Origin of the sequence: Mucilaginibacter sp. RCC_168, assembly GCF_041355315.1 — a bacterium.
Lineage (GTDB): Bacteria > Bacteroidota > Bacteroidia > Sphingobacteriales > Sphingobacteriaceae > Mucilaginibacter.
In genome coordinates this window covers 1-15,073 of sequence record NZ_JBFUPN010000016.1, presented here as the reverse complement: position 1 = coordinate 15,073, position 15,073 = coordinate 1, and the positions used below count along the sequence as shown (strand labels likewise).

General features: G+C 41.7%; 15 protein-coding genes. 1 reads left to right on the top strand and 14 read right to left on the bottom strand.

Annotated features, from left to right (window positions below; translation table 11 throughout):
- Position 1 precedes the first annotated feature (1 nt).
- Both AB6735_RS16140 and AB6735_RS16135 read right to left on the bottom strand, forming a co-directional pair.
- On the bottom strand, positions 2–3,490 hold the full coding sequence (locus AB6735_RS16140) for a TonB-dependent receptor (protein ID WP_370996878.1): 3,489 nt from the start codon (positions 3,488–3,490) through the stop codon (positions 2–4).
- 234 nt (positions 3,491–3,724) lie between these two features.
- The gene (locus tag AB6735_RS16135; RefSeq protein WP_370996877.1) at positions 3,725–4,783 is read right to left on the bottom strand and encodes a FecR family protein; all 1,059 of its coding nucleotides are present in this window, start codon (positions 4,781–4,783) and stop codon (positions 3,725–3,727) included.
- 243 nt (positions 4,784–5,026) lie between these two features.
- Between AB6735_RS16135 and AB6735_RS16130 the strand changes: the two genes are divergently transcribed.
- A complete protein-coding gene (locus AB6735_RS16130) occupies positions 5,027–5,593 on the top strand; it encodes an RNA polymerase sigma-70 factor (RefSeq protein ID WP_370996876.1) in 567 nt (188 codons plus the stop codon).
- Between the two features lie 18 nt (positions 5,594–5,611).
- On the opposite strand, the gene AB6735_RS16125 is transcribed toward AB6735_RS16130, so the two are convergent.
- From AB6735_RS16125 to gcvH, 12 genes are all read right to left on the bottom strand, one after another.
- Positions 5,612–6,097 (bottom strand): hypothetical protein, encoded by a 486-nt coding sequence (locus AB6735_RS16125; protein ID WP_370996875.1) that lies wholly within the window; start codon positions 6,095–6,097, stop codon positions 5,612–5,614.
- Between the two features lie 26 nt (positions 6,098–6,123).
- Positions 6,124–6,795 carry a TonB family protein gene (locus tag AB6735_RS16120; protein ID WP_370996874.1) on the bottom strand — a complete coding sequence of 224 codons (672 nt, stop codon included), beginning with the start codon at positions 6,793–6,795 and terminating at the stop codon, positions 6,124–6,126.
- A gap of 63 nt (positions 6,796–6,858) precedes the next feature.
- Positions 6,859–7,545, bottom strand: coding sequence for a peptidoglycan DD-metalloendopeptidase family protein (locus AB6735_RS16115; protein ID WP_370996873.1), 687 nt, complete (start codon positions 7,543–7,545; stop codon positions 6,859–6,861).
- Between the two features lie 9 nt (positions 7,546–7,554).
- A complete protein-coding gene (gene rbfA / locus AB6735_RS16110) occupies positions 7,555–7,926 on the bottom strand; it encodes a 30S ribosome-binding factor RbfA (RefSeq protein WP_172333987.1) in 372 nt (123 codons plus the stop codon).
- A 113-nt stretch (positions 7,927–8,039) separates the two neighbouring features.
- Entirely contained in the window at positions 8,040–8,417 is a 378-nt protein-coding gene (locus AB6735_RS16105; RefSeq protein ID WP_370996872.1) for a hypothetical protein, read from the bottom strand.
- 99 nt (positions 8,418–8,516) lie between these two features.
- Complete coding sequence (locus tag AB6735_RS16100) at positions 8,517–9,692, bottom strand: FtsX-like permease family protein (RefSeq protein ID WP_370996871.1); 1,176 nt, start codon at positions 9,690–9,692, stop codon at positions 8,517–8,519.
- A 118-nt stretch (positions 9,693–9,810) separates the two neighbouring features.
- The gene (locus tag AB6735_RS16095) at positions 9,811–10,449 is read right to left on the bottom strand and encodes an MBL fold metallo-hydrolase (protein WP_370996870.1); all 639 of its coding nucleotides are present in this window, start codon (positions 10,447–10,449) and stop codon (positions 9,811–9,813) included.
- Positions 10,450–10,602: 153 nt separating this feature from the next.
- Positions 10,603–11,214 carry a SprT-like domain-containing protein gene (locus AB6735_RS16090; protein WP_370996869.1) on the bottom strand — a complete coding sequence of 204 codons (612 nt, stop codon included), beginning with the start codon at positions 11,212–11,214 and terminating at the stop codon, positions 10,603–10,605.
- A 157-nt stretch (positions 11,215–11,371) separates the two neighbouring features.
- Positions 11,372–13,486 carry a ferrous iron transport protein B gene (gene feoB / locus AB6735_RS16085; RefSeq protein ID WP_370996868.1) on the bottom strand — a complete coding sequence of 705 codons (2,115 nt, stop codon included), beginning with the start codon at positions 13,484–13,486 and terminating at the stop codon, positions 11,372–11,374.
- Between the two features lie 11 nt (positions 13,487–13,497).
- Entirely contained in the window at positions 13,498–13,713 is a 216-nt protein-coding gene (locus AB6735_RS16080) for a ferrous iron transport protein A (protein ID WP_370996867.1), read from the bottom strand.
- 406 nt (positions 13,714–14,119) lie between these two features.
- Complete coding sequence (locus AB6735_RS16075) at positions 14,120–14,515, bottom strand: VanZ family protein (RefSeq protein ID WP_370996866.1); 396 nt, start codon at positions 14,513–14,515, stop codon at positions 14,120–14,122.
- Positions 14,516–14,896, bottom strand: a complete 381-nt coding sequence (gcvH, locus tag AB6735_RS16070; protein ID WP_370996865.1) for a glycine cleavage system protein GcvH — start codon at positions 14,894–14,896, stop codon at positions 14,516–14,518. It abuts the gene before it with no gap.
- Positions 14,897–15,073: the final 177 nt, after the last annotated feature.

Below are 15,073 nucleotides of genomic sequence, written 5' to 3'. Positions count from 1 at the left end.
ATTATAATGTTAAACTAACACCAAATAAGAAGGTGCGGGGGCTTGCATACGTGCCTTCGTCAATTCCGAAAGTGGTATGCCCCTGACTGTCCGGCTGTCCCTGTAATTCAGGGTCGATGCCGGAGTACCCGGTTATAGTAAACAGGTTGGTACCGGATATATATGCTCTTAGTTTTTGAATACCTAATTTTTTAAGACCGTTTGGTGAAAAGGTATAGCCTATCTGTGCATTACGCAGGCGTACATACGAGCCGTTTTCAACAAAATATGAGTTTGGCTGCGAATTGCTGCTAAATGAAGAATTAATTTCCTGTATTGGCGCCTTAGCGTTGTGGTTTGTTGGCGTCCAGGAGTCATAAAGCGCGGTTTGACTTTTTGCTGTTGTGAACGAGGAGTAAAAATCTCTCCAGCGCTTAACGTTGTTCCATATTTTATTGCCAAAAACGCCATAAAATAACGCGTTAAAATCAAAGCCGGCATAGGTAACGCCCAGGTTTAATCCCGAAGTGAATTTAGGGTTTGGATTACCGATAAAAGTTCTGTCGGCGTCTGTGATCTTACCATCGCCATTAACATCTGCATATTTGAAACGCCCAACGGCAACATCGGTTTGATAAGTGGCATTAGGATCATTTGAAGCTTGTTGAACTTTTGCGTTAGCCGCATCTATTTCCTGTTGCGAATTCCAGAAGCCCACTATTTTATAGCCGTAAAATTCGCCATAAGAGTGTCCTACCTGGTTGCGTACAAAGCCTACGTCAAAACCCCTTGTATTATCACTATCAAAATAATTGGCGTCGTTGGATACTTTGGTTATTTTATTGCTAAAAGTAGTGATGTTAAATGTAGCGTTAAACCCAACCTTATTTACTTTAAAGTTGGTAGCCACACTGGCATCCAAGCCGTCTGTTTTCATTTTTGCGATGTTTACAAACGGTGGCGCGCCGTTGCCGATAGTACCTAAAACCTCAGGATTGTACAACAGGTCACGGATATCTTTGCGATAATAATCAACTGTAATGGTAATGGCGCTGTTCAGTATAGAAGCGTCAAAGCCTATGTTGGTGTTGGCGTCTTTTTCCCATTTAGCGTTGGGGTTACCAATTTGCGACTGATAAAAACCCGCTACAACATTGTTGCCTCCGTTAAGCGCATAATAAGACTGGCCTACGGCGCTGCTAAACGCATCAAACCGGTTTGATGAGGTGATGTTAAGCTGGTTACCCATAATACCATATCCACCACGTATTTTTAAATCATTAAGCCACGTAGCGCCTTTCATGAAGCTCTCCTGAGATATTCTCCAGCCTGCACTGAAAGCCGGGAACCAGCCGTATTGATGAACTTGTGAGAAATTGGAAGCCCCATCACGACGAACAGTGGCATTGAAAAGATACTTACCATCAAAGATGTAGTCGGCCCTGGCAAATAACGAGAACAGAGATGATTCGCCACGATAGCTGTAGTTACTGGCGCTGCTCACGTTACCTGTGCTTAAATCAACATAGTTAGGGTCAAAACTGAAATATCCTTGTCTTGCACCACCAAGGTTGCTGGAATAGCTCTGATTGGCTTCAGAACCTACAACTACTTTAATATCATGCTTGTTAATTGTTTTATGATAAGCTAAAGTATTGGTCCAGGTCCAGTTATAGTTACTGTACGAGTCCTCGTTATATTGATTAGTTTGTGAGTTCTCTACGTTCTCATATTGAGGATAAGTAAAGCTATGAGCAATGCCCGAAGCTGTTTCACCACCAAAACTGGTTCGGATGGTGAAATCATTTAAAAAATCGGCTTCCGCAAACACGTTTCCAAACAGCCTGTAGGCCAATGATTTATTGTTTCTTGTACGTTGCTGCATAGCTACGGGGTTAAAGGCATCGCCTAAGCCAGATCCGTTATCACCGGCGTAGTTGCCCTTAATATCATATACCGGAATGATGGTTTGCTCCCTGAAGGCATGCGCTATAACCGCATCACCATTATTGTAACCAACTTGTGGGTTATTGACTATAGAATAAGCCAGGTTTTCGCCAATACGCACATGTTTGTTGAAATTGTGCTGACTGTTGGCACGGATGGTGTACCTTTTTTCGTAAGTATTGATCAACGTACCTTGCTGGTTGAAATAATTTAATGAAAATAAGTAGCTGCCCTGTTCATTGCCAGAACTTACGGCCAGGTTATGGCTGGTCATAGGGGCGGTTTTAAATATTTCGTGATACCAGTCTGTACCTGCTTTATTCGCTTTGGTGATGCGGTAAAAGCTGTTATAGTCATCAGAATTGGTATAATTTGGATTTACATAATATAGGGATGGATCGGTAGTCGGATCTCCGTTTTTTGCACCTGCCGGTGAAATGTAATCGGGTAAAGTATAAGTGGAACCCGTACCGTCTGGATTATACTGATCATCCTTGAAATCGGTAACACCAGAATTTGTCTGAGCCAGGTGTTTTAAGTCGGCCAGTTCCTGCGGGGTTAGCGTATGCCATACGTTACCGCCTTTGGGTACTTGCCTGCCATAATAAGCATCATATTGTATTGTTACTTTGCCCTTGCCTTTTTTGGTGGTAATGATAATTACACCATTTGATGCACGCGCGCCATATATAGAAGCTGAGCTAGCATCTTTTAGTATTTGAAAGCTTTCAATATCATTGGGGTTAATGGTGCTGATATCCTGTGTTGGTATACCATCAACCACATATAAAGGATCATTATTGCCAAAGGAATTGAATCCCCGTATACGTACCTGTGGTTCGGCGCCTGGTTGGCCTGATCCGATGATAGTGACACCAGATGCCTGGCCCTGCAACTGGCTACTGACCGAACCCGAAGCTTGTTTGTTCATAGCTTGTACATCAACTACAGCCACGGCGCCTGTCAGATCCTTTTTCCTTTGTGTTGCATACCCTACTACCACAACCTCATTCAGCGATTTTGATTCTTCTGCCAGGGTAACGTTGATGGAGGTTTTACCATTAACGGGTATCCGCTGGGTGGTAAAGCCCAGGAATGTAAATTCCAGCGTACCATTACCATCCGGCAGGGTAAGACTGTATTTACCATTAACATCAGTTACTGTGCCTAATGAACTACCAGCCAGTTTAACGCTTACTCCAGGAAGCGGTGTGCCGCTGGCATCTTTAATTACCCCGGTTACGGTAACCGTTGCAATGGCTTTACCATCGGCAGGTTTAATGATAATAATATCGTCAACTACCTGGAATGTCAATGGTTGGTTCTGAAGCACATTTTTCATCACCGTTTCGATGCTGGCGTCTTGCAGCTCTACGTTTATTTTTTTGTCTGCGTTTACCTGGTCAAGCCGGTAAAAAACGGTGTATTTACTGTTTTTTTCTATCTGCTTGAACATCTGTTTTAACGAGATGTTGTTAAGATTAAAATTGTAAACGTTTTGTGAATAAACGGCAGCATGTATGTGCATTATACCCGTAAAGAGCAAAACAGTAACAAGCTTCATAATTTTAATGGTTTTTTGCCATGCATGCGCAGGCCATACAGATTTTCTGTCAAAATTTATCATAAATTTGTGTTTGTTAATTAGTTAATACTATGCTTCCCCAAGCGTAGGGTATTAGCTATTAATTTTTTACATAGCCCGGAGTGTTAGCGCACACCGGGTTTTTTATTGAAAAGCGAGGGAGTTATTTTTTTGCCATATATTGTTTTTTAATGGTTAAGTTGTTATGGTTGATTAGTTGTTTCTGGTAATGGTTACGGTATTTCCGTTTATGGTATAATCAATGTCGGTATTTCCTTTTATCAGATTCAGCACTTTATCAATCGATGCCACATTCTTAAAACTTCCGGAGTACCTTATGCTTTGCAGGCTGGCATCATCCATAACTATTTTTACGTTATAATGGCGTTCCAGCACTTTGGATATTTCGTCAAGCGTGTTACCATCAAATACCAGCAGATTTTCTTTCCATCCGTCGTATTTATCCATTTTTGCCGAATCGATCTGTAAAACCTGAATCTCATTCAGATCTTTAAGATCATGCTGATCATCGGGTTTATAAGCGTATTTTTCTTTCTGCTGCTGATAATATATGCGCAATACCTGCCGCGGCTTAACATATATACGGCTCATTTCGCGGGCATTGTTATCAATATTGCCTTCAACGGAAACCTCTCCTTTAACAACCGTTGTTTCAAAGAAAGAGTCGTTCGGGTACGATTTCAGATTAAACTTGGTACCGATATCCCTGATGGTATAATTCTTTGTGTTAACAATAAAGGGAATAGTTTTTTTGCCAGGTGCTATTTCAAAAAATGCTTCGCCTTCCAAATAAACTGTCCGGTTATTTTTACCAAAATCAGTGTTGTAGTTCAGTTTGCTGCCCGCGTTTAACCAAACAAGCGTACCATCTGTTAAAACAATCTTTTTAATTCCCCCTTTGCTGGCAGATACCAATCGAATGCTTTGCGCATTTTGTGAATAATGCCGTATTAAAAAAAACGAAAGCACACTAAATAGTGCTACAACGGCTGCTATCTTACTCCATTTATATAATTGCCTGTACTTTGTTTCCTGTGGTATTATTGACAAAAATTTTTGATATGCTTTTTCTTCATCCACAAGCTCCGGTTTCAGGTACATCATATTTTGCCAGGCTTCATACAACTGGGCAAAATACTGCTCATTTTCTGGATGTGCTTTAACCCATTCCCTTACCCGGTCTGTTTCCTGTTCATCAGCCTCGCGGGTAATGTACTTTACTAATAATTGTTTTATCTCTTCGTTATCCATTCTTGTTATAATAGCAAGACAATTAAAAAAGGGCTTACCCTCAAAGACTTAGAAAATATTTTTTATAAAAATTCGGCAGAGGGCTTTAAAAGTCCGGAATAATTGTGTTTGTGCTACACTGTGCAGAATGTTTTATAATTACCTTATCATTATTTCCATATTAAATTTGAAACATTTAAATTTTTTTATCTAACTTGTTAAAGTTTTTTAAAAAGTGCTTCATTTTGATCTGATTATGAATAAATGATTACTAAAAGCGACGAAATCCTTATTACTAATCTTACGCAAGGCGACACAAAAGCTTTTGAGGCTTTATTTAAGCTTTACTATACCCGGCTTACGCTTTTTTGTAATCGTTTTGTAAATGACCTCTCGATTTCTGAAGAAATTGTTGCTGATGTTTTCACACTTTTATGGGAAAAAGGCCATGAGGTTACTTTTTCAAGTTCCGTAGGTTCTTATTTATTTAAAATGGTTCAAAATCGGAGTCTGAATTATTTGAAACATCAAAAAATAGAGAACCTATACGTAGCTTATCTGGAAAAGAATAATCTTTTTGATGAGGTGCGCAACACCGTAGAAAGCGGGTATGAAGAAAAAGAATTAACCCGCCAAATTAACGCGGCTATCAATACGCTGCCCGAAAAATGCCGTGAAATTTTTGTAATGAGCCGTTTCAGCGATATGAAATATAAGGAGATTGCCAGTAAACTCAATATCTCACCAAAAACTGTTGAACGGCAGGTGAGCATTGCGCTTGAAAAATTAAGGCAAACCTTAAAACATGTTACCTACATGTTTTTTCTATAGCAAACAATTATTCTTCCTTCAAGAAGTTAAGGCTTCCAGCTTTTTAATATCGCGATAGCAGATGTAAAGCGGGATAATGCCGAAAATGCCAAAGCAGCAATCAATAAAACGCCAATAAATAGGGATGCCACGTATAGGGCCGGCGATGAAAGCCAGCGGAAACACCATAATGCAGGCGATCATCCCGAACTGTATAACCCAGATATTTTTTACAGGATCTTTTAAAGGGCCGATAAATACCATGGCTATGACCAAGTGACCAAATGCCAGCCAGTCGGTACCGTAACTTAAATAAGGATAGTTTTGATTAGTGGTTTTTACGGCGAGGTATACTTTCATGATCCAGGGCTGCATAAAGGTTGAGAATGATTGCACATGTGCTGCAAAAAAGCCCAGTTCGGTTTCTATCGGGAAGGCAGTCACGCCGCTCAATACTAAGCCGATGATGAATATAATGATCCAAGTTTTTACCTTTTTGCGTAATTGCTGCTCGTGTTGAACCATGCAGTGAATGTAGCGGTTTTATAAAATTATTGCCCGCAGTATTTCTTAATAAAACTGTCGGCTTTATCGCTTCCTATGTTGCGGATAAAGGTCCAGTCGGTACAGGCGCCTTCTTTATCGCCCTGTTTTAATTTCTGATCGGCTTGTTTTAGCAGGTCGCTGATCAACTCGTCATCAAAACCCAATTGTTTTTTTAAGGCTATAATGGTAGGCTCCTTACTGGTATCGGCCTTGCCTTTATATTTGTTGATATAATAATTGGTAACGGCGTTCTCCAGTTCCTGCCGGTTCTTATAATCGTCGATAGCGGCTTGCATATTGTTAGCGTCAATAACGCCACAACGGGTTCTGTCGGGGTCAAAACGAATAGGTTGTACTAAGTTGGTATTCTCATTATAATCGGTAGGTATGGTCCAATGGCCAGATGTTAATTTAATAACCCGCAGAGCTTCATCATCCAGATCAATACCCAATCCATGCTGCACGCTGGCACTGGTAACATTACCTTGGCGATCAAGCCGGAAGGATACATCGATGGTACCTGAAATACAATTTCTGCTGGAATATTCGGGATAGACAATTCTTGTTCTTAAAAAATCCATCAGGGCATTTTGGCCACCCGTGAAAGCGGGCTGGGCAACAGCCGTAAGCGCGGTGGCCGCTGTGAGCAAGACGAATATAAATAAACGCTTTATCATAATATAAATATCGACAATAAAACGGATATAAAGTTTAATTCAAAAGTCGCTTTTATTAGGGTCTTAAAATCCCAGGACGAGACCCGGATCAGGAACATTCAGGCTGTACTTTTCCTTTTCAGAGTATTTGCATACACCGGGGTAATCGCCATATTTACCTTCCATATCATACATGAGCTGAAAGTGCAGGTGCGGAGGCCATTGACCATTCTCCTGGTTATTACCCAGCGTGGCTATCTGTTGGTTTTTATGGATAGGCATACCAACGGTCAATCCAATTAAACTTTTACGACTCAGGTGCCCGTATAGGCTGTACAGGGTTAAGTTATCAAGGTTATGCTGTAATATAATAGCGGGACCGTAATCACCCAGGTTATTATTATCCTGAAAGCTATGCACGGTACCATCAAACGGCGAATAAACGGGTGTACCGGCATCGCCCCAGATATCAACACCCAGATGCAGGCGGCGCGGCTCGTTATCCGTATCAAAATGCGGACTTACGGCATAAATGGTACGGTGCTCCATATAGCCGCCAATACCATAGCGGCAATTATTGGTTTTTAACTTTTCACTTACCCAACCACTAAATTGCTGCGTATCTGCAATAATGGTCATGTTGAGCTCGGTGTTGGCCGCGGTAAAATCCAACTGAAAAAGCCGGTCGGTGCCGGCATTATAGTCAACCACTTTGCCAATGGCAGTGGGGTTGTTTCGCAAATAAGTTTTTAAACGGGCATGCGGGTCCATCCGGCAATATTATTCGGTATCGGGCTGGCGCTCTTCTTTGCTTAGTTTTTCAAATATCTTGTCCATACGCTCTACGTATTCGCTGGTATCATCCACAAAAAATTCCAACTGAGGAATGATCCTTACCTGGTCTTTAATTCGGGCACCCAGTTTATACCTGATCTCGGAGGCATGCGATTTGATGGTTTGCAAGGCCAGCTGCAGGTTGTTGTTGCCAAAAAAGCTTAAAAATATACGGGCAATGGCCAAATCGGGGGTTACGCGTACTTTAGTAATGGTTACCAGGGTATTGGGCAAATAGTTCATGCCTTCGCGCTGAAATATGGCGGCCAGGTCCTGCTGTATTACTCCGGCGAATTTTTGCTGACGTTTTGATTCCATAATAATTGGTTTTCAGTATCAAGTAGTTAGTATCAAGTATCAAGATTTAAAAGGTTATCAATAGCAAAAGTAGTCTCGATACTTGATACTAACTACTTGATACTATTTAGTCATTAATTGCAAATATCCTGAGGGATCTCTTTGGTTATTTTTATAACTTTCTTTACAACCAAGGTGCTGTCATACTCAGACCCCATACCTTCTTTTCCTGATTTTGATTTAAGGCCTTCTACCTCAACATATACGGGCTCGTAAGGTTTTTCGAAATTAAGCTGCGAATATTGCAGTTCTAACTGGGCCGAACTGTCGGCAACCCAAAATTCTCTGCCGCTATCGCAATCCTTGAATGATTTTATTTCGGGGCCAAAACTGTATAATCCTTTAAAAACCGTTTGCTGGTTGGTTTTTGATGGGTTCCGGTTACATGAGCATGCAGCAATTAAAACAAATAAGAACGCGAAATATTTAATACACCCAACATGTTTAGTCATAAGTCTAAAGTTATAAGTCCGAAGCTTGGGAAAAAGAACTTTCGGCTTAGTACTTCCGACTAAAGACTGTTGGCTTGATACTATCCTCATACCGCAAATTTACAAATCCTGTTTGATTTCATCTAAACCTTTAATACTTAATCGTGCGCTGATGCCTGATGCTATTACAGAAATGATGCCAACTGTTAAAAGCACTAGGCCAACATCAACGGGGTTAATATCAACCGGGTAGGCATCAATTACCGACATCTGCGCGCCCATTTTTATCCAGCCAAAGTGCTGTTGCAGCAGACAGAATATCAGGCCTAAAACAATACCAGCAATACAGCCGATCAACGATATCATCATTCCTTCAAAAAAGAAAATGCCTTGTATGGTCTGCTTGTTGGCGCCCAGGCTGCTTAATATGGCAATGTCCTTTCGCTTATCAATCACCAGCATGGTTAACGAACCAATGATGTTAAATATTGCTATAATGAGCACGAAGGTAAGTATCGTGAATATCGACCAGCGTTCATAATTCAACGTTTTATATAGTTCGGTGTTTTGCTGCTTCCGATTTTTAACGGTGAATTTAGTGCCGATATCATCTGTTAATTTGTTTTGGATCGATGTCAGATCTGTACCTTTTTTATAGGTAAGTTCAATGGAGGATACTTCTTTGGGCTGATCGAGCAAATCACGGGCAAACTCCAGGGGTGTTACCACTATATCATCAAACTCCTGCTGTATACCAAATACACCGGATGGATTTATAGAGCGAACCACAAACTCATTAAGTGGATTATCCGAACTTTCTGACCCTCGCCTTGGCGAATATATTTGTATGGGTGAAAGCTCATCATGAACATTAATGCCCAGGTTATTTTGGATAGTGGCCCCAATAACCGCGAAGTTGCGCCCTCCGCTTTTTAAAGTGAAGGAACCTACTTGCACGGTGCTATCCAGTTGTTTGTTTTTCAAAAAATCGTCACTTACACCTTTTACGGTCGCCAAGAAAGTTTTGTCGCCATATTTGATCAAGGCTTTTTCCTGCAGTACCTCAGTGTAGGAAATAAGGCGTTTATCCTGATGTAGGGTATTGAAGTAGGTAGTGTCCGGATTAAAAGTTTTACCAAAACGTGGTTCTATCTTTATTTCGGGTGTAAAGTTGCTATACAGCGAAAGGATCACTTTTTCGAAACCGTTGAATACCGACAAAATAATGATCAGCGCCGCGCTGCCAATTAAAACACCGAGCATCGAAATACCCGAAATGATATTTATAGCGTGCATTTTTTTGCCCGAAAATAGGTACCGTTTAGCTATATATACCGAGGTGTTCAATTAGTTTTGGAGTTGTAAGTTGCAAGTTATGAGTTGCGAAGGACTTTTGACTTTTTAATTTTGACTTTTAGTTTAAAAACGGGTTGTTTTGTTTTTCGTAACCGATGGTAGTTTCGGGGCCGTGGCCGGGATAAACCGTGCAATCATCGGGCAGGCGAAACAGTTTTGTGGTAATGCTATCCATCAATGTGCTGAAACTTCCGCCGGGCAGGTCATACCGGCCAATGCTTAATCTAAACAATACATCGCCGCCTATCAGGATATTGGCTTCCTTATCATAAAAACACAACGACGCAGGTGAATGGCCAGGGGCGAAGATCAAATGGAGTGTGGTATTACCAAACTGTATGCTGCCGGTTTCAGGTAGGAACTCATCAGGCAGGGGTGATGCTTCATAACGGATGCCCATTTGTGGCGCGTAGGCTACCACTGCTGCCAACACTTCCGACTCACCGGCATGGAACTTTGGTTTTAGCCCGTATGTGTCAAATACAAATTTGTTACCCAGTACGTGGTCAATATGGCAATGGGTGTTTAAGAGGATTACCGGCGTTAAATTATTATCCTTTATAAAATTGGTTACCACATTTTGTTCGGAGGCGGTATACATACCAGGATCAATGATCACACATTCGCCGGTTTCATCGTATAAAAGGTAGGTGTTTTCCTGGTAAGGGTTATTTACAAATGATTTCACTTTTGCCATGCCGCAAAAGTAAGGATGTTTTTTGATTTCGGATTTCGGATGTTCGATTTCGGATTTATTTGGCTGAGCCTTGATGATCTCCAACTAAAGGAAAGTTGATTTATTACTGCGTCTTAAAGGCAAATCCGAAATCGGACATCCGAAATCCAAAATTTAATCTTCCACCAACTCCACCTCGGCAACCGGACTAAACAGGTAAACTCTTTTGGTGGCTATCTCTGTGCATTTAAAACGCTTGCGTAACTGTTCTTCCTTACGGAAAATACGGCCGCCTTTTATTTTGAACAAGGCTTTCAGAGGGACTTTCTCTACGGTAAGTACAGATTCTTTTGGCGCGTCATATTTGCGCAGGGATCGGTACAGGTTCAGATCTGAGCAGCTGGAGGCCGCCGGATTATTCAGATAGCTGGTGATGGCATGTTTTACATCGGCGGGGAAAATATCCTTTTCAAAAAAAGGCTGCATCATTTTTTTAAAATTAGCTTTCCACTCAGTGCCGTGCGGTTTGGCTTTTTGTTTATGCTCGTTCCAGGTATGCAGGTGTGCAAACTCATGCACCGTAGTTACCAGGAAAGCGTAGGGGTTCAAATCGTAATTAACGGAGATGCGGTGCCCTTTACCGCCGTAAGGCGAACGATAATCGCCAAATTTACTGCCACGGTTGCGCGAAATTTTAAACTCACATTTAAAGTAATCAATCCAGCGGCCAATCAGGGGCGCAGCGTCTGGCGGAAGATACTTTTCTAAAACTTTTACTTTATCCAATTTTTACCTCAACACAAATATAGGGATTTCATCAGTTCATAGTTGATGGTTCATAGATCATAGCCAGAAGTTTTTAAGTAATTACAAAGAGATTATTTTTGCTATGATTCGGAGGTCAAATAGCTATGAACTATGGTCTATCAACCATGAACCAATATTATTTCAGCCAATGGTAAACGATAAAGCTGGCTGTATAGGCCAGAGCCGTCATGTAGGCAAACTGCACTGCGGGCCAGCGCCAGTCTTTAGTTTCGCGGTACACCACGGCAACGGTGCTGGCGCACTGCATGGCAAAGGCATAAAACATCATGAGCGAAAATGCCACAGCCAGAGTGAACACCGGCTGCCCGGTATCAGGGTTAGTGGCACTGTGCATTTTTTGCTGTACCGATTCCATTTTATCTGCGTCGCCTTCCACACTGTAAATGGTGGCCATTGTGCCTACAAACACTTCGCGGGCAGCAAAAGAGCTGATGAGCGCAATGCCAATCTTCCAGTCGAAACCCAGTGGTTTGATCACTGGCTCTATCACATGACCAAATACGCCTGCATAGGAGCTTTCCAGTTTTTCTGAGGCGATAACCTTAGTCAAACTATCGGGCGTCATGGTTTTGGTGTATTGTGTTTGATGATATTTTTGATCGATCCTGGCAAAAGTATCCCCCGGACCGTATGATTTCAATACCCATAATATAACCGATACGGCTATAATAACCTTGCCAGCCTGCAGCACGAATGTTTTGGAACGGTCATACATGGTAAAGCCTACATTTTTCCACCGCGGCATGCGGTACACAGGTAGTTCCATGATAAAGTAACCGCGTTCGCGGGCCTTTAAAATAAATTTCATAACAAAGGCTACCGTAACTGCCGATACAATGCTGAGCAGATACATAGCCGTAAGTGCCAGGCCCTGCAGGTTAAATATCCACCATACATTACGGTTGGGCACCACCAGCGCAATCATCAGGGTATAAATAGGCAGACGAGCAGAACATGCTACCAAAGGGGTAACCATAATAGTAATCATCCTGTCTTTCCAGTTTTCGATGTTGCGTGTACTCATGATAGATGGTACCGCGCAGGCAAAACCACCGATAAGTGGTACAACCGATTTGCCGTTGAGGCCAACCTTACGCATCACCTTATCCATCATAAACGTAACACGCGACATGTAGCCGGTATCTTCCAGTATAGATATCAGGGCGAAGAGAATAGCTATCTGCGGTATAAATACCATTACGCCGCTTAACCCCGCCAGCACACCATCAACTATTAAACTTACCAGCGGACCGGCAGGCAGAACCTTAGTGATTAGGCTTTGCAGCCAGAGAAAAAGATCCTCGATCAATGACATAGGATAGGCCGACCAGGAAAAAATAGCCTGGAAAATGAACATCAATATGGCAAAGAAGATCACAAAGCCGAACACTTTATGCGTAAGTATCTTATCAATTTTATTGCTTACGGTTTCGTCATGAGCCGTTTCGGGCTTTTTAACGGTATCGTACAGTAAATCGTTGATGAAACTATACCGTGCAATGGTTTCTGCCGCCTGTGATTTTTGCGAATGGAAAGAAAATTCATGTTCCAGTTTCTCAATACGGTCGCTTTGCTCGGCCGAAAGGTAGCTCAGCGTTTCATGCTGATGCGCCAGCTGCAGGGCCAGATATGGGTTATCGATTTTCAGATCGTTCTTGATCTGTGCTATAATTTGCGGGGCAATAGCTTCAACATCAATGGTGTCTTGCTGCAGTGCAATTTTATTGGTGTAGGCGATCGCGTTTTTAAGTTGATCGATCCCTTTGATCTTGCGTGCCGAAATGGGAACAACCAGCACTCCTAATTTTTTAGCGAACTGATCAATGTCGATATCAATACCCGCTTTTTTAGATACATCGATCATGTTTAAAGCTACAACTATGGGTATTTTCAAATCGGCTATCTGGGTATAAAGCAACAGGTTGCGTTTAAGATTGGAGGCATCCAGTATCACCACGATCAGATCGGGTGTTAGTCCTTTGGCTTTATCCGCCAAAACCGAAAATACGATGGATTCGTCTTTACTTTTAGGATAGATGCTGTAAGTACCGGGCAGGTCAATGATCTCGGCAGTACGGCCATCAGGCAGCTGGCAAAAGCCTGTTTTTTTATCAACAGTAACCCCCGGAAAATTTCCTATTTTTTGATTAAGACCGGTTAGTATATTAAAGAGAGTTGATTTACCGGTGTTGGGATTTCCTACAAGTGCAACTCTTATATCGGCTTTCAAATTTTACAAAACTACTGCAATACGATGGTGGAGGCTTCAAATTTACGCAGACTTAACTGGTAGCCCGAAACATGGATAGCAATCGGGTCACCAAGAGGCGCAATGCGTGAAATTTTAATCTCTTCGCCAGGCAGGCAACCCATTTCCATCAGCTTTACCGACATTTCCAGATCAGTAAATTCCTTTACAATTCCTATTTCGCCTACTTCAAGTTGTGAAAGTGTCATCGTATAATTTTAAACCACAGCAAATGTAATCTTATTTATATTAAATCCAAATAACAACAGTGAAATTGATGTGCAAATGTGCGGATGTGCAAATATGCAGATGCGAAATGATAAAATGATGACAAGGGAATGCGGATTTCAGATTACATACACGCGTCATTGCGAGGTACGAAGCAATCCCCGATAGGCAGAGTCACTCTGTACAGTATAGAGATTGCTTCGTACCTCGCAATGACGAATCGCGAGTTAAAAGCCGTCTAAGATAGGTAAAATCTACCCCATCATCTGCACATCTGCATATTTGCACATCTGCACATCAGAAAAATGGGGACAATTACAGCTTTTTTTGAATATGCCGCATGATGACAGGCTCGTCACTAATAAGAGTGCCCCTAATACAATGAATTTATTTTTTACCATAACCCGTTGCTCCTAATGTAACCAGTACTGCAAACATACCCATGCAGGTACCCAGGGTATCTGCAAAAAGATCACTCCAATCGGCGCTGCGCCAAGTAAAAATGGTGAGCTGAAGGATCTCTATCAGCCCACCAAAAAAAATGGCAACTATTGTAACTAAAACTATTTGTTTATACGAGAATCGTTCTGGTTTTTGTTGCCTTATTATTCCGTTGCAAAAAAGTACTACCAGCGTGAAAAAGAAGCCGGTATGCGTCAGTTTATCAAAGCCCGGAAAAAACATAGGCTCCTTATCTACATCGCCTAAATTAACCGCGCACATCGTAAAAACAAATAAGGCCCACAAAATAGTGAGCCCATGAAATTTTAGAAATATTTTCATTTAAGCATTTACCAAAGCCTCGTAATCTTTAGCCGATAAAAGTGAATCAACAGCGCTTGCATCAGCAAGTTTAACCTTTACTATCCAACCGTCGCCGTAAGGATCTGTATTCACCAGCTCGGGTTCCCCGTCTAAAGCCGGGTTCACTTCTATAATGGTAGCGGCAACGGGTAAAAACAGGTCAGATACGGTTTTTACAGCCTCTATCGTTCCAAAAACTTCATCTTGTTCGAGTGCTTTTCCTTTGGTAGGAACATCAACATAAACAATATCACCTAATTCGCCTTGTGCAAATTCGGTAATACCTACAGTTGCTTCCTGTCCTTCAACCCGTATCCACTCATGATCTTTAGTGTATTTTAACTCAGCTGGAAAATTCATATCGTTAATTTTGTGAGCCCAAAAATAGTAAAACTTTGGGCTATCTCAATATTTTAAGATTTATTGTAAAAGGAGATACGAAAGGGGCCTGGGTGGAGCGATTCCCTCCCCACGGGCTACTGTGTGGACACATCTTTTAGTTGTAATCTTGATAGAGTAGCCATCCTTCATAAACGT

Bases quoted from the DNA above. Each gene is read 5' to 3' on its own strand.
- AB6735_RS16140 (WP_370996878.1), bottom strand. From the start codon at position 3,490: ATGAAGCTTGTTACTGTTTTGCTCTTTACGGGTATAATGCACATACAT.
- AB6735_RS16135 (WP_370996877.1), bottom strand. From the start codon at position 4,783: ATGGATAACGAAGAGATAAAACAATTATTAGTAAAGTACATTACCCGC.
- AB6735_RS16130 (WP_370996876.1), top strand. From the start codon at position 5,027: ATGATTACTAAAAGCGACGAAATCCTTATTACTAATCTTACGCAAGGC.
- AB6735_RS16125 (WP_370996875.1), bottom strand. From the start codon at position 6,097: ATGGTTCAACACGAGCAGCAATTACGCAAAAAGGTAAAAACTTGGATC.
- AB6735_RS16120 (WP_370996874.1), bottom strand. From the start codon at position 6,795: ATGATAAAGCGTTTATTTATATTCGTCTTGCTCACAGCGGCCACCGCG.
- AB6735_RS16115 (WP_370996873.1), bottom strand. From the start codon at position 7,545: ATGGACCCGCATGCCCGTTTAAAAACTTATTTGCGAAACAACCCCACT.
- rbfA (WP_172333987.1), bottom strand. From the start codon at position 7,926: ATGGAATCAAAACGTCAGCAAAAATTCGCCGGAGTAATACAGCAGGAC.
- AB6735_RS16105 (WP_370996872.1), bottom strand. From the start codon at position 8,417: ATGACTAAACATGTTGGGTGTATTAAATATTTCGCGTTCTTATTTGTT.
- AB6735_RS16100 (WP_370996871.1), bottom strand. From the start codon at position 9,692: ATGCACGCTATAAATATCATTTCGGGTATTTCGATGCTCGGTGTTTTA.
- AB6735_RS16095 (WP_370996870.1), bottom strand. From the start codon at position 10,449: ATGGCAAAAGTGAAATCATTTGTAAATAACCCTTACCAGGAAAACACC.
- AB6735_RS16080 (WP_370996867.1), bottom strand. From the start codon at position 13,713: ATGACACTTTCACAACTTGAAGTAGGCGAAATAGGAATTGTAAAGGAA.
- AB6735_RS16075 (WP_370996866.1), bottom strand. From the start codon at position 14,515: ATGAAAATATTTCTAAAATTTCATGGGCTCACTATTTTGTGGGCCTTA.
- gcvH (WP_370996865.1), bottom strand. From the start codon at position 14,896: ATGAATTTTCCAGCTGAGTTAAAATACACTAAAGATCATGAGTGGATA.